Origin of the sequence: Myroides sp. C4067, assembly GCF_038039665.1 — a bacterium.
In the GTDB taxonomy this organism is placed as follows: Bacteria; Bacteroidota; Bacteroidia; order Flavobacteriales; family Flavobacteriaceae; genus Flavobacterium; species Flavobacterium odoratimimum.
Genome location: NZ_JBBPHJ010000011.1, coordinates 98,062 through 112,890 on the forward strand (window position 1 = coordinate 98,062; position 14,829 = coordinate 112,890).

Sequence of the window (14,829 nt, forward strand, 5' to 3'; positions counted from 1 at the left end):
ACACTAATTACCTGCCTTAACTGATCCCATAGAATCTGTATATTTCTTTAATTCTTTTGGTGTATTATAGTACACCACTTTACCCATAGAGTCTGCATAAGCATTTAGACTTTCTGTAGGATACACTTCTGCCTTCCCCATAGAGTCTACCTCAGCTTTTACTGTTTTTGCTTTTAAGCCTTTGCCTGCGAATGTCGCTGCACTATCCACATTGACTACAAGGGATTCGACATCTCCTGTCACTTCCACACGACCTGCTGAGTCTACATTAGCCTTCATTGTCTTCGCTGTTACATTACCAACATACTTAGAGGCTGAGTCTACATTAATACTGATTGTATTCACAGAGAAATTAGCATTTATAGATCCAGCCCCATCAACAGATATCTTAGCGCTATCACCAGATACTCTACCAGACACCACTATTCTAGCCATAGCACTAGCGTAATAAGTAAGTACTGACTTCTGAGAAACATTCACTGTAATCTTTCCTATACTTTTATATCTTCTGTTTGGAGATTTGGATTCAATAGACAATTTAGTTCCTACCTGTCTGATTTGTACTAACTCTTCTGGGCTCTCCATATCAGTGACTATTTCTACTGTATTAGAATCCCTAGTTGCATCAACATTAACTATCACTATAGAAGATACTTCTATACTTTGTACTCCTCCAGCGATAGTAACCATTTGCTTACCTTGTCCATGCATGATAAAGGACAATAGCGCGGCTACAAGTGTTAATAAAAAACGTATCATAATTCTGTGTTTTTATTCTGCAAAAACATCTACGATTTTAGTATTCATTTTCTCTGATAAGATCATTCCATCTTTCATTAAAATCGTGCGTTCTGAGTACGAAGCATCGTGATTCGAGTGAGTCACCATGATGATTGTAGCTCCTTGTTGGTGCAGTTCTGTTAATAATTCCATTACTTCGTTACCATTCTTACTATCTAAGTTACCTGTAGGCTCATCGGCTAGGATAATCTTAGGGTTCGTTACTAAAGCACGCCCTACAGCCACACGTTGTTGTTGTCCTCCTGATAGCTGTTGTGGATAATGTTTTAATCTATGTACTATGTTCAAGCGTTCTGCTATCTCCATTACCCTCTTCTTGCGCTCACTACTAGGCACTTTATTATAGATTAGAGGAAGTTCTATATTATCATACACTGTCAACTCATCGATTAGATTAAAATTCTGGAAGATAAATCCGATGTTTTCTTTTCTAATCTGTGCTCGCTGACTTTCTGTTAATCCCACCATCTCCTTGTCTAATAATAGGTAGCTTCCACTACTCGCATTATCTAATAGTCCGATGATATTTAACAGTGTTGACTTTCCACATCCTGAAGGTCCCATAACAGAGATAAACTCTCCTTTTTTCACATTTAAAGAAACCTGATTTAAAGCTGTTGTCTCTATTTCTTCTGTCTGAAATACACGAGACATTTGATTAATAGTTATTACCATAATTATTCTTCTATGTTTAAATGTTCTACTCTTAAATAATCTTTATAACTTGATACGATCACTTCCTCCCCTACTTCTAAGCCTGATATGACTTCATAGTAAGCAGGATTCTCGCGTCCTATCTCTACATTCCTTCTTGTAGCCTTATTATTTTTCACTACATATACCCATTCTCCTTTTGTGTCTTGAAAGAAATTACCTTTAGGTAATAAGAGCGCTTTCTCTTTTCCTGACAAGAATAACTTCACTCCAAAGGTCGTCCCTTCCTGTAGTTTTAGCTCCTTTTCTGTATCGAAAGCTAGGTGTACTTCGAATCTACCACTCTTTACCTCAGGCAACACTTTGATCACTTCTACATTCGTGATTTGCCCTTTCATATCAATCTGCCCTCTCTGCTTAAGCATTATTTTATCGAGATAGAACTCATCTACCTGTGCGACTAGCTTATATCCTTCCATCACATCTATCTTACCGATACTCTCTCCTCCGTTATACGTCTTTCCTAATATAGCCTCGAACGATGACAGCCTCCCCGATACAGGTGCTTTTAATAAGAAATTCTGTTTATTCTCTCTTAGCTGCTCTAAGCTTCTATTGATGACAGCTATCGATTGATCTATTTGTTTTACTTGTAACGCATTACTTTGTTTCTCTTTTTGGATACTCTCTTCCATCAGCGCCTTACGCTTTTTTTGATATGTTAGAGCCTCTCTTGTTTTGTTCCAATCACTCTCTGACAATATCTCTTGATCATATAATTTCTTATTCAGATCATACTGTAGCTCTGCATTCTTATAATCGTACTCGATACTTATCAAATCTTTCGTTAAATTTAACTCTTGATTACGAATATTCATCTTATTCACATTCAAATTATTCATTTGATCGATCAGAGAAGCTTCTTGAGACATAAAGTTAAACTCAGAACTCGGGTTATACAGTCTTACTAAAGGTTGTCCCTGTACTACCATACTCCCATTCTCTACTAATCTCTCCATCACCGCTCCTCCTTCTGTGATATTGACTAACAAAGAATGCAATGGTTCTACCTGAGACTGAAAAGAAATATACTCTTCGAAGAAGTTCTCTTCTACGGGACGAATACGTATCTCTTTCTTAGCAACGTTTAAAGCGATATGCTGAAAAAAAGTGATATAACTGATTAATAGCAAAGCGATAATACCAACTGAAGCAAGTATTATCTTAACTTTTTTTCTATTTTTACGAGGAATAGTACGATCCATTATTAATTGTTTTATAGATATAATAACAATAATGTGCCAATCATTAATGAACACATTAATCATTACAAATCAACAACTTAATATTTGATCAAAAAATAAACTGTTCAGTTTCGGACACTAAAACGTTCGCTTTTGAAATAAACCTTTACACCATGAGAAAAACTAACGCTACAATTCTTGTATTAGACGACAATTCTGAAGTTCTTATCGCAGCAAAAATGTTGCTAAAAAGACACTTTGAAACCATATTGACGAATAATAACCCAAAAAAAATAGCAGAAATACTTTCTCAACAAGAAGTAGATGTGATTATTCTAGACATGAATTATCGCGTAGGCTTCGAAGATGGTAAAGAAGGGATATTTTGGTTTAAAGAGATTAAGAATATTGCACCGAATACACAGATTATACTGATGACTTCTTATGGTAATGTAGAGACTGCGGTAGAGGGAATCAAACTCGGAGCGGTAGATTATATCCTAAAACCATGGAATAACGAAGCACTTATAGAAACCGTAAAAGGAGTAGTCAAGCAACTGCGCAAAAAAGAAACAGTAGTAGACAAACCACAAAAAGAAGATAACGTATTTATAGGCCAGGCTCCTAGCATTCAGAAAGTATATACGATGGCTAGTCGTGTAGCTAAAACGGATGTTAATGCACTAATATTAGGAGAGAATGGTACAGGTAAATACGTATTGGCAAAACATATACATGACAATTCTCCTCGAAAAGAGCAACCATTCATCCATGTAGACTTGGGGTCTTTAAACGAAAATCTTTTTGAGAGTGAGCTATTTGGTTATGCTAAAGGAGCTTTTACAGATGCTAAACAAGATACGGAAGGTCGCTTCGAAGCCGCAAATGGTGGTACTATATTCTTAGACGAAATCGGCAATGTACCTCTTCACTTACAAGCCAAACTTCTTCAAGTCATCCAATCTAAAAGCGTGATTCGACTAGGGGAGTCTAAAGCTCGTCCTGTAGACATCCGCATCATCACAGCTACGAATGCTAATATAGAACAAGAGGTCAATGAGAAGTCATTCAGAGAAGACTTATATTACCGTATTAACACCGTGACACTACAGCTACCGCCATTAAGAGATCGCCTAGAAGATATCTTACCTCTACTACAATTCTTTGTGGAAGAGTATGCACATAAATATAGCCGTACTGTACCAAGTATTAGCGAATCTACTCAGCAAGCCTTAACTTACTACGACTGGAAAGGAAATATACGCGAAATGCAAAACCGTGTAGAGCGCGCATTAATTCTAACAGAAGAGGATGAGCTAAACCTTCATGATTTCGGTATTTCGCCAACTATGATTAACGATACCTCTACAGAAGAGAATACCTTACAAGATATGGAGCGTATCTCTATCCTTAAAGCACTAGAGAAGTACGATGGCAATATCTCTCAGACGGCTGAAGAACTAGGGTTATCTAGAGCCGCGTTATACAGAAGACTAGAAAAATACAATATCAAAAACTAAGTTTAATCCTATGCAATCATTCCACTTTAAAGCCTTCTTGCGCATTATAGTCATCCTTCTATTAGGATTGTTAGGCATGTATTTGTTCACTAAGGACCTTGTGTATTCCTTTGTCTTGGTATGTATACTGATAGTCGCTTTATTCGTTGAACTTTTCTTTTTTCAGAAGAAATATTACACAGCCATAGACCGTATCGTACTAGCGATGATGTATGATGACTATTCGCTTAAGACAACAAAAGAGCAACCTAATGAGACACTAAACAACTTACAGAAGCTCTACCATAAACTGCAAACACAACAACAGCAAAACGAAATACGCGAGCTCGTCTATCTAAATATTTTAAACAATATAGAAACAGGTATTCTAATTCTAGAGAAGAAGAACGATAAGTGGGACATATTCCTTATTAATGATTACTTCTCTTCCCTATTCGATATACCGAAGATTAGGTCTTGGACAAACCTAGAACGACTACTCCCTACACTAACCCATCATCTACAACAGCTAAACTTTAAAGAGTCTAAAGAGTCTATCGATATCAAAATAGAGCATGAGGAGAAACAAACCTTTATGCTCCAAACTTCTAATACAATAAGTCAAAATCAAGAGTACTTCATCGTTTTATTAGATTCTATTCAGAAAGTGTTAGAGAAAAAAGAAAAAGATACTTGGGAGAATCTAATGAAGATTATCTCTCATGAGATCATGAACTCTCTTACACCTATCCACTCACTTGCTCATAATACTCAAGAAATACTAGAAGAGGAAGAGTTGTCAGAAGAAGATATGGATGATATCAAAGTAAGTATCAATACGATCGTTAATCGTACTAATCACTTACAGCAATTCATAGACAACTATAGAAAGCTAACCATGCTGACCTCTCCTAAAAAGCAATCAGCCCCTGTTAATCGCATCATACAGATGAGTATAGAAACTCTGATGCCTCTATTTAAGAATAACGGTATCAAAGTACAAACAAACTTAAATCTGCAGATCAATCTAGAGTGGGACATTAAACAGATGGAGCAAGTATTTATCAACTTATTGACGAATGCAATACACGCCACTGCCAAACAAGAGGTAAAAGAAATCCATATTAACTTATACGAAAAGAACAATCGTATCTACATAGATATAGAAGACAGTGGACTAGGAATCATCCCTGAGATTAAAGAAAAGATATTCATCCCTTTCTACACCACCCGTGAAGAAGGAGCAGGTATTGGATTACCTCTATCTAAGAATATCGTAGAGATGCACAATGGATACCTAACGTACCACAGACGAGAAGACAGAACAGTCTTCAGTCTTAACTTCCCACTGTATTAAATTAATTAGGAATTAGAAATTGCACCTATGGCATAATATCCAGTATCTTGTCATTCCGACGATAGGAGGAATCACACTAGCATATCCACTAAGCCACAAACGCATTTAGTCCACACGCCTACTGATTATGTCAAAGTACAGACGCATTATCATGCGTGTCACACAATGGACATCACTAAAAATGTCTATTAGATATTTTCTTAATACCCGACCTTTTTGACCACATCTCTATATATGATCTCTAAAAGCTATCAAAAAGAGGGACACTATAAATAACAAAACTCCACCTAATCAAGTGGAGTTTCTTTATTGTCTATGCTACATCATACGAAGTGGATAACTTCACCTCGATATTTAGTCCTGTCTTATCTCTTAAAATATCATTCTGTACACCATAGTTCTGTGGGACTCTATATGTACTGTAATTCTTATTACTAATAATAGGATTGCGTATTAAATCACTTTTATCAGAGTGATGCTCTTTAAAACTCAGTATAGTTTCTTCAAACTTTCTACAAGCATCTGTAAACCATCCTTTTCCCAATCCAGTTTTTATCTCAAAAAACACAACAAACTGTTCTGCTCTAAAGAGAAATCCTTCACATCGCTTGATTAACTCCTCACCTGTCGAAGCACTACTAAAAGTGTTATCACCAACCAATCTGAAAATATCTATACAGTAATCTATTGCTCTGTACTCTACCTCATGCCTATTCGGATTATGAATCGTAAAATCCCAAACATCTTCTTCTTCAAACTTCACAACTGCAGGCGTATTACTATCCGAATTCGCATCACTAATCCCTACCTTACTAGTAGAAAAAACAGTCAAACAAGAAGTATCAAAAAAATCTACTTGCATAAATCCTCTATTTGAAATAATTCTGAGAACTGTATATTAATATCTTCTAAACTATCATTTAAATAGTTCTCATCAGAAGGCAATCCTTTATACATTTCTAACTGTTCAATACTTCCTCTTTCTTCATCTAATTGGTACACCACTAGATCATCTATTCCTAATACTGCTTCTAGAGGAACTACATTAGCCACCCTATTTAGAGCCTCAGTATTATCTGCTGCTAACTGTGCTACACGACCAGCCTTCACTGCTAGTGTTAAATAATTAATCAAATAAGGACTATGCGTCGTTAAGACTAACTGGTTATACTCATTCTCATTATTATAAGCAACTAACTTATTCAGTACCTTACGTTGAGACTTAGGGAATAAGTTCTGCTCTAACTCTTCTACAATATTGATTACACTACGGCAGATGTATTTGTTATCTACATTTCTCTGTTTTTCATCTAAATATACAGTAGAATCTAATCTATAATCATCAACATGGTCTCCATCCTGTATTGCTCTAGACATGACTATCTCAACATTTCTCCGGATCTGCTGATCTGCACTAAGTGAATTAATCAATTTCTGCTCATCTTGTTTAATAAACTGAGAAAGATAATCCGTTACTAAATACAAAGGTACTACAGAGTGAAACCCACTAGAAGCTTCCGTTACTTTTAGTCGCTTATTATTCGTTACCACATAGCTATTATCAGAAGATGAATCGTATAAGAAGCTCGCTTTATTAATAGGTAAGATTACTTCCTTATCCTTATTCGTTAACTGAGCATATCTGTACTCTATCAAGTAGGTCTGTAGGCTACCAGCAACTAAACTAGAAACATGAGTAAGATTCTCTATCGAACTCAACACATTGCGCTCGGCAGGCACATACATGACCTTAGGTTGTACGATATTCTGCTCATTGAATAACGTTGCCTCTACATTATACTTACCTTCGCTTTCAACAACTCTTAAATGGTAATAATTTCCTTTATACTCCAGTACAGAAGTAGGCTCTATATAATTCTGTAAACGATGATACGTTAATAACTCAATAAAAGCATTCTCTTTAAGAGGTAAAGTTTTATCTCCTCTAATCAAAGCTTTCTCTAACCAAACAAAAGTAGCTATCAATTTAGCAACAGTACTCTTACCAGAACCTTGATCACCTATAAACACAGTAACCTTGTGGATATCTATCCATCCATCATTACCTGTATATCCCTCTCTTACTGGTCCGAAGTTCTTAACTTTAATTTGTCTCTGCATTGTATTAACTATATTATACTCCCAAAGATAAAACCATTTTATGTATTTATATAAATCATGGTACACATTTATACAACATCCATAAACGTAATACACTTATTATCTGAGATAAAGGTAAAATGTACTAGCGCAGACTTCTAGTCTGTACTCTATCACATCTTCAACACTGCACCAACACTTCTTCAAGACTTCTTCAAGAAATAAGTGCTCTAATAGAGTAATCTTGGGGAAATGTTGAAGAACTCTTGAAGGAGCTCACTCTAAAGCGTACTATATCTAGGATTACAGGCTATTCTGGTTTTTAACCCCTAAAAACAAAAACAACCACAAACAACTAATGATCAATGATTTGAATCATTAAAATCTCAATATGAATGCAAAAAACTACGCTTATTTTTTAAAAAAAGACACAAAAAAAGGCTTAAATAGCCTAAATATGCAAAAAAACAGTAAATAAAAAGTCTTCTAAAACTCTTAAAAAGGAAATAACAGCTATTTATTAGAGAAAAACAGACCTCTTTCTGTAAAAATAAGAAGTAAACAAACTAATTCAAAATATGAACTAATAACATCTAAATAATTGGATTAAAATACACTACTAGAGAAAATAAGTGATTTATACGGTTAATTATTCTCCTTCGTACACAGTAGGTTCCCAAAGGAGTTCTTTAAAATTGACCACTTTATTATCTACTACCTCAACCCCTTCATTCTCTAATAACTGTTGCATCAGATTAGTTCCATCAAAATGAAACTTACCTGTCAATAATCCATTGCGATTCACTACACGATGTGCAGGTACTGTATCATCATCATGAGACGCATTCATCGCATAACCTACCATACGCGCCGAACGCGCTGCTCCGATAGCTCTAGCTATAGCACCGTAAGTAGTCACTCTACCTACTGGTATCTGTCTCGCAACAGTGAAAACTCGTTCAAAGAAACTATCCTGCTTGTCCATTATTTCAATAACTTATATATCGTGATCAAGCAGATAATACCTGTAATAGTCCCGATTACGTAATTAATATTGCGCAGAATAAAAGCATCCTCTCTAGAGGGTTTCTTAAAAAAGGAGATATAGAGATAAAACATCATCGCTGATCCTATCACTACCCCTAATGAGAAGAATATAGTACATATCAAGTCAAAGATATGATAGTCATAAGTAGCTAAAGTGATACTTAAAAAAACGTAGTAGGGAATTAAGAATACATTGATCGAAGCTAAGAAAAGCCCGTAAACAAAAGGTGACTTGCTCTTCTTAGGATTATTCTTTTTCTTCATCTCTTTTTTCTTTGCAAAAAAGAAGAAGTAAATCGTCAATATTGCAAAAATAACTAAACCGATTTCGTGTAATGCCTCAGTAATACTCGGGCTAGAATCAATAAGCTTAGAAAAGAATATGGCGATAAAGGTCTGAATAAAAATAACGGTCGAAGCTCCTAAGACATACGAGAAAGCATTGCGCCCTCCTTCTTCCTTAGCGATCTTGACAGCTGTCATATTAAGCAACCCTGGAAGAGAAACTCCCAAGGTAGCTGCTAAAAAACCGAAAAATAAAAGTGTGACAACTTCTACTCCCATCTTACTTAATTCTAAATTGAATGTAAGTTATAGGTTTATTTTGTTCTAAATACTGTGATTCGTAAAAAGTTTGAATTTCTGTTACTACTGAAGGTGCACCTTCATTTTTATAAATGTGGTGATTAGCGTAGATAACTTCATGTCCTTCTCCATGTAGAAGTCCTAATGTATACCCATGCATGAACTCACTGTCCGTCTTTAAGTTCATAATACCATCCTCTGATAAAATATTCTTATAACGCTTAAGGAATTCACTATTCGTTAGACGGTGTTTAGTACGTTTATACTTGATCTGAGGGTCTGGGAAAGTAATCCAGATTTCGCTCACCTCACCTGATGCAAATGCATACTCGATAAGTTCGATTTGTGTACGTAAGAAAGCTACATTAGTCATTCCTGACTCTACAGCTGTCTTAGCACCACGCCAAAAACGAGCACCTTTAATATCAATACCAATAAAGTTTTTCTCAGGAAAACGCTTCGCTAGCTCTACTGTATATTCTCCTTTTCCACATCCTAGTTCTAATACGATAGGATTGTCATTCTTAAAAACGTCTTTATTCCAATTACCTTTTTGTGGTAACTCTCCTATCATGTCTTCTCTAGTCGGCTGATATACAATATCAAAAGTTTCGTTCTCTCTGAATCGCTTTAGTTTATTTTTACTTCCCACGTGATATACTTCATTATAAATTTGCGCAAAATTAAGTAATTATAGTGAAACTATCCTATTTTAATTTTATCTGCCACAAATTGATACCCTATTGGCACATAATTAATTATCAGTAGGGTCTACGAAAGCTTTCTCTAAAGTGAAAGAGAACTCTGATCCATAGCCAAAACTACTCTCTACATAAATATGTTCTTCATGTGCCTCTACAATATGCTTCACGATAGACAATCCTAATCCAGAACCACCCACTGCTCTAGCTCCGCTCTTATCTATACGATAGAAGCGCTCGAATAGACGAGACACATTCTCCTTCTTTATCCCTAAGCCATTATCTGTAACACGGATAATTAATTTATTATTCACTAAGTCTTCAATAGTTACTTCCGTAGTCCCTTTTTCCTTACCATATTTAATAGAGTTATCTATTAGATTCGTAATGACTTGTCCTATGCGTTCCTTATCACCTACTACATAAATAGGTTTGTTATAATTCAGATCGAAGATTAGAGATATATTTCTTTTTTTGGCTTTATAATCTAAAAAGTCAAAAGCATGTCGAATCGTCTCTACAATATCAAAAGTCACGATATTAAGGTGTAGATCACCAGACTCAAGCTTAGTAATCATATCTAAGTCATTAACGATATAGATAAGACGATCTACACTCTGAGCTGCCCGCTCTATATAACGGTCCCTGACTTTAAGATCATTAATCGCACCATCCTGTAAAGTCTCTAAATAACTCTGTATCGTGAATAGAGGAGTCTTTAGTTCATGAGATATATTCCCTAAGAACTCTCTTCTATATTCTTCTCTCACTTGAAGAGACTCAATCTCAATTTTCTTGTTTTTAGCAAATTTCTGGATTTCTTCTGTCAAGGTCTGCATATCAGTCGTCACGGCTTTACTTCTCAGCTCAGCATGTTCTAACAGAGAGACATTGTCATATATTTTTTTAATTCTTCTGTAGATAAAGTGCTCTACACGATACTGAAGAATAAAAAAGGACATCGTAAATAAGATTAAAAGATATCCTAACACTATCCAAACTGGGATGTTTAGATAAAATACACCTATGGGAAAGGTTACAATAAAGCTTATCAAGGTAATAGAAGATGAAGACTTTATTGCAAACTTATAAGAGTTTTTAAACTTTGTAGCCATTAACTATTCTGCGTGGTCAAATTTATATCCTACTCCTTTTATAGTCTTAAAGTAACTATCTCCGATTTTTTCTCTTAGTTTTCGGATATGTACATCGATAGTTCTTCCGCCTACTACCACTTCATTACCCCATACTGCATCTAAGATCTCGTCACGAGTAAACACTTTACCTGGCTTAGCCATTAATAAATAAAGTAGTTCAAATTCTTTTCTAGGGAATACAATTTCTTCTTTGCGAACAAATACTCTGTATTCATCCCTATCTATTCTAATATCTCCTACTTCTATAGTATTACTAGAAGTATCGTCACTGAAGCGTGCACGTCTAAGTAATGCCTTTACCTTACTCATTAGTACCTTAGGTTTGACAGGCTTAGTAATATAATCATCCGCCCCTGCTTCAAAACCTGCTACTTGTGAATAATCTTCCCCACGTGCTGTTAGAAAGGTGATTACACTATTAGATAGACCACTGTTTTTTCTAATCAACTCACATGCTTCTATACCGTCCATCTCAGGCATCATTACATCTAATATAATAAGGTGTGGTTTGTTTTGAGTTGCAGACTCCACTGCTAGCTTACCGTTTGTTGCAGTAAATACTTGATACCCCTCTTGCTCTAAATTATATCCAATGATATCGATAATATCTTGCTCATCATCAGCTAAAAGGATCTTAATTTCAGAATTTTTCATACTTGTGTTGCGTGTTTTAGTAGGTCAAATATAGAGCATAATACATTACTAAATATAGACTTTACAATAATTTAATATGTTAACGATTTGATAACCTAATATACGCAAAAAATTAAACTTTGATTAACATTCACTATACATTCATCTAGGTTCTTTGCACCAATAATACAACACACTTATTTATATGAAAAATTTCTTAGTGATCTTAACCTTAATGGTATCAGCCACTTTTTATGGGCAAAAGGCCGAAATTAAAGGAAAAATAACAGATGACTCTACGCATGAACCACTAGCCTATGCTACCGTGGCAATTAAAAATACTTCTGAAGGAGTAAACACAGAATTAGATGGAAGTTACAGTATCTCGATAGAAGCAGGTACTTATATATTACAGTTTCAATATATGGGATATGTAACTCAAGAAAAATCAATCACAGTTGCAAAAAAAGAATCAAAAACATTAAATATAGCATTAGCCTCTGAACACGTAGAACTAGAAGGAGTGATAGTGGAAGCTACACGTTCTAAATCTAGAGAATCAGCTCTACTTATAGAACAACAGAGATCTAGTGAGATCAAACAACATATAGGTTCACAAGAATTATCTCGTAAAGGGGTAAGTGATGTAGCTTCTGCAGTAGCTAAAACAACAGGTGTAGCCAAGCAAGAAGGTACAGGAACAATATTCGTACGTGGACTAGGAGATAGATATAACAGTACTTCTCTAAATGGATTGCCACTAGCCTCAAATGACCCAGAGAAAAAGAATATTGATTTAAACTTATTCTCTACTGATATCGTAGAATACATCTCAATAGATAAAACATATAGTGCAAGAAACTCTGGAGACTTCGCAGGAGGTAATATAGACATTATTTCTAAAAAACACAGTGGAGAGGGATTCTTCAACATTAGTTTAGGATCAAACATTAATTCTAATGCTGTAGGAGAAGATAAGTTTAGATCTCTATCAGACAGAAACTTTTTAGGATTCTCTAATACAAAACAACCTAGTAATGCGCTTCAAAGTTTTAGTTTTAAAAACTCTGCACAAACAAAAAACAAATCTCCTTATGGAATGAGTTTAGGACTGAATGGTGGTAAATCATTCTACTTCGGAGCAGAGTCTTCATTAAACATCTTTGCTACTGTATCATTTGACAATAATTACAAATTCAAAGAAGGAATTAATCGTACTGCTCAAGCTCAAAACAGTTTTACAAAAGATTTATACATGAAGTCTTATGAGTACAATACGAATACTACTGCGATGTTAAATGCTGAGTATAATATCAACTCTAGAAATAGTATTAAATACAATTCTCTTTTAATCAATGGTACTCAAGAAAAACTAGATGAATACACTGGTTTTATCAGAGATATTACAGATAGAAAAGACTATTATGAAAATACGCTTCTATCAAGACAAAACTACAGACAAGATCGTCTATTCGTAAACCAATTATTAGGAGATCATAAATTAAATGATCAAATAGACCTAAACTGGGGGTTAGCTCTTAATAATATTTCTGCTCAAACTCCTGACAGACAGATGTACACTTTAAACAAAGTTAAAGGAGAGGATAACTACGAATTCTCAACTAACTCTAGATCTGATAATAACAGATACTTCGAGGATCTAATCGAAAACGAAGTAGGTGCAAATATCGCTGCATCTTATAAATTCGGTAAAAACAGTGAGAATCTATACAACGGAAAGTTAACGGTAGGGTATAACTTACGTCAAAAGAACAGAGAGTTTAAGGCTACACAGTACGTATTTCAAATCAATGCTGATTACAACAACAATATAAATCCGTATGCACTAGATAACTTCTTTAATCAACAAAACTTCAATAACGGATACTTCCAAACATACACTTTCAGAGGAGGTGCGAATACACCTAATGCGTTATTACCTCAAACGTATGATGGAGATATGACAGTACATGCAGGTTTTGCAAATGTAGAATACAAATTATCAGATAGATTATCAGGTACTATCGGAGCTAGATTTGAGACAATCACTCAAAAAGTAACTTGGCAAACACAGTTAGACGCAGATAAGAGCTCTAATACATTAGATAAAAATGCATTCTTACCAAGCTTATCTTTAAAGTATGCTGTTGATGATAGAAATAACCTTCGTTTTGCTGCATCTAAAACATATACTTTACCTCAATTCAAAGAGAGAGCTAGATTTATCTATGAGGATGTAACTGAGATTAAAGTAGGTAACCCAGACTTATATGCATCTGATGATTATAACGTAGATCTTAAGTGGGAATTCTTCCCTACTAATGATGAAGTATTCTCTGCTTCTGTATTTGGTAAATATATTAAAAACCCAATCAACGAGATTGTTTCAGCTTCTTCTTCTAATGATATCACGTATGCGAATACAGGTGACTATGGATACGCAGCAGGAATAGAAATAGAAGTACGTAAAAACTTAATCAGCTTCGATGATGTAAATACTAATAAACTAACGGGAGGGTTAAACGCTTCTATAATGAAGACGTACCAAAAATTAGATAATGAAAAAGTGAATAGAGAGAATAAATATATCACTACCTCATTTACACATGACAATTCAGACTTCACAGGTGCATCAGATTTCTTATTAAATGCTGACTTATCTTATATCAAAGAATGGGGTGAGAAAAACTTAATGGCTACTGTATCTTATGCTCATTTCTCTGATAAATTATACTCTATTGGAACAGAGCAAAGTGGTAACCTAGTAGACAAAGCATTTGGTATGTTAGATTTTACTTTCAAAATGAAATTTAATAAAAGGTTTGGTATTGGTTTAAATGCTAAAAACTTATTAGACCCAAAAATTGAAAGAGAACAACAAAACAAGACTCAAGATGTCTTAGTAAGATCATATAAACTTGGAAGAAACTTTAGCTTAAGCCTAAACTATTCATTCTAGAATCTAAATATCATATAATACCCCAAAAGCAAAGCGAGAGTCTTCTAATAAGGCTCTCGCTTTATTTTTTACTAAAAAAAGTCAATTAAAAT

The 14,829-nt window shown here is 34.8% G+C and carries 13 protein-coding genes; 3 read left to right on the forward strand and 10 right to left on the reverse strand.

The window, feature by feature from the left end; genetic code table 11:
- Positions 1–3 precede the first annotated feature (3 nt).
- From AABL87_RS09930 to AABL87_RS09940, 3 genes are read right to left on the reverse strand one after another with little or no spacing between them, the layout of a single operon-like run.
- Positions 4–759, reverse strand: coding sequence for a GIN domain-containing protein (locus tag AABL87_RS09930; RefSeq protein WP_131540315.1), 756 nt, complete (start codon positions 757–759; stop codon positions 4–6).
- 12 nt (positions 760–771) lie between these two features.
- Positions 772–1,455 (reverse strand): ABC transporter ATP-binding protein, encoded by a 684-nt coding sequence (locus AABL87_RS09935; RefSeq protein ID WP_006262323.1) that lies wholly within the window; start codon positions 1,453–1,455, stop codon positions 772–774.
- A gap of 23 nt (positions 1,456–1,478) precedes the next feature.
- A complete protein-coding gene (locus tag AABL87_RS09940; protein ID WP_341277281.1) occupies positions 1,479–2,720 on the reverse strand; it encodes an efflux RND transporter periplasmic adaptor subunit in 1,242 nt (413 codons plus the stop codon).
- Positions 2,721–2,872: 152 nt separating this feature from the next.
- On the opposite strand from AABL87_RS09940, the gene AABL87_RS09945 reads away from it, so the two are divergent.
- Together AABL87_RS09945 and AABL87_RS09950 are read left to right on the forward strand one after the other, a co-directional pair.
- Positions 2,873–4,219: a sigma-54-dependent transcriptional regulator gene (locus AABL87_RS09945; RefSeq protein WP_006262324.1), complete on the forward strand. Its 1,347-nt coding sequence runs from the start codon at positions 2,873–2,875 to the stop codon at positions 4,217–4,219.
- A 10-nt stretch (positions 4,220–4,229) separates the two neighbouring features.
- A complete protein-coding gene (locus AABL87_RS09950) occupies positions 4,230–5,555 on the forward strand; it encodes a sensor histidine kinase (protein WP_006264558.1) in 1,326 nt (441 codons plus the stop codon).
- Positions 5,556–5,868: 313 nt separating this feature from the next.
- On the opposite strand, the gene AABL87_RS09955 is transcribed toward AABL87_RS09950, so the two are convergent.
- From AABL87_RS09955 to AABL87_RS09985, 7 genes are all read right to left on the reverse strand, one after another.
- On the reverse strand, positions 5,869–6,417 hold the full coding sequence (locus AABL87_RS09955; RefSeq protein WP_058699175.1) for a hypothetical protein: 549 nt from the start codon (positions 6,415–6,417) through the stop codon (positions 5,869–5,871).
- Entirely contained in the window at positions 6,408–7,676 is a 1,269-nt protein-coding gene (locus AABL87_RS09960; protein ID WP_058699176.1) for an AAA family ATPase, read from the reverse strand. Before AABL87_RS09960 ends, AABL87_RS09955 begins: the two co-directional genes overlap by 10 nt.
- Before the next feature lie 628 nt (positions 7,677–8,304).
- Positions 8,305–8,640 carry an MGMT family protein gene (locus AABL87_RS09965; RefSeq protein ID WP_071306949.1) on the reverse strand — a complete coding sequence of 112 codons (336 nt, stop codon included), beginning with the start codon at positions 8,638–8,640 and terminating at the stop codon, positions 8,305–8,307.
- Positions 8,640–9,266, reverse strand: a complete 627-nt coding sequence (locus AABL87_RS09970) for a hypothetical protein (RefSeq protein ID WP_006259807.1) — start codon at positions 9,264–9,266, stop codon at positions 8,640–8,642. Before AABL87_RS09970 ends, AABL87_RS09965 begins: the two co-directional genes overlap by 1 nt.
- A gap of 1 nt (position 9,267) precedes the next feature.
- Positions 9,268–9,939, reverse strand: coding sequence for a tRNA (guanosine(46)-N7)-methyltransferase TrmB (trmB, locus tag AABL87_RS09975; protein ID WP_006259808.1), 672 nt, complete (start codon positions 9,937–9,939; stop codon positions 9,268–9,270).
- A gap of 102 nt (positions 9,940–10,041) precedes the next feature.
- A complete protein-coding gene (locus AABL87_RS09980) occupies positions 10,042–11,103 on the reverse strand; it encodes a sensor histidine kinase (protein ID WP_006259809.1) in 1,062 nt (353 codons plus the stop codon).
- Positions 11,104–11,106: 3 nt separating this feature from the next.
- Complete coding sequence (locus AABL87_RS09985) at positions 11,107–11,799, reverse strand: response regulator transcription factor (protein ID WP_006259810.1); 693 nt, start codon at positions 11,797–11,799, stop codon at positions 11,107–11,109.
- A gap of 184 nt (positions 11,800–11,983) precedes the next feature.
- Here AABL87_RS09985 and AABL87_RS09990 point away from each other — a divergent pair, with 184 nt between their 5' ends.
- Complete coding sequence (locus AABL87_RS09990; RefSeq protein ID WP_341277282.1) at positions 11,984–14,737, forward strand: TonB-dependent receptor; 2,754 nt, start codon at positions 11,984–11,986, stop codon at positions 14,735–14,737.
- Positions 14,738–14,829 lie beyond the last annotated feature (92 nt).

Bases quoted from the DNA above. Each gene is read 5' to 3' on its own strand.
- AABL87_RS09990 (WP_341277282.1), top strand. From the start codon at position 11,984: ATGAAAAATTTCTTAGTGATCTTAACCTTAATGGTATCAGCCACTTTT.
- AABL87_RS09935 (WP_006262323.1), bottom strand. From the start codon at position 1,455: ATGTCTCGTGTATTTCAGACAGAAGAAATAGAGACAACAGCTTTAAAT.
- AABL87_RS09945 (WP_006262324.1), top strand. From the start codon at position 2,873: ATGAGAAAAACTAACGCTACAATTCTTGTATTAGACGACAATTCTGAA.
- AABL87_RS09960 (WP_058699176.1), bottom strand. From the start codon at position 7,676: ATGCAGAGACAAATTAAAGTTAAGAACTTCGGACCAGTAAGAGAGGGA.
- AABL87_RS09965 (WP_071306949.1), bottom strand. From the start codon at position 8,640: ATGGACAAGCAGGATAGTTTCTTTGAACGAGTTTTCACTGTTGCGAGA.
- AABL87_RS09970 (WP_006259807.1), bottom strand. From the start codon at position 9,266: ATGGGAGTAGAAGTTGTCACACTTTTATTTTTCGGTTTTTTAGCAGCT.
- AABL87_RS09955 (WP_058699175.1), bottom strand. From the start codon at position 6,417: ATGCAAGTAGATTTTTTTGATACTTCTTGTTTGACTGTTTTTTCTACT.
- AABL87_RS09930 (WP_131540315.1), bottom strand. From the start codon at position 759: ATGATACGTTTTTTATTAACACTTGTAGCCGCGCTATTGTCCTTTATC.
- AABL87_RS09950 (WP_006264558.1), top strand. From the start codon at position 4,230: ATGCAATCATTCCACTTTAAAGCCTTCTTGCGCATTATAGTCATCCTT.
- AABL87_RS09985 (WP_006259810.1), bottom strand. From the start codon at position 11,799: ATGAAAAATTCTGAAATTAAGATCCTTTTAGCTGATGATGAGCAAGAT.
- AABL87_RS09940 (WP_341277281.1), bottom strand. From the start codon at position 2,720: ATGGATCGTACTATTCCTCGTAAAAATAGAAAAAAAGTTAAGATAATA.
- AABL87_RS09980 (WP_006259809.1), bottom strand. From the start codon at position 11,103: ATGGCTACAAAGTTTAAAAACTCTTATAAGTTTGCAATAAAGTCTTCA.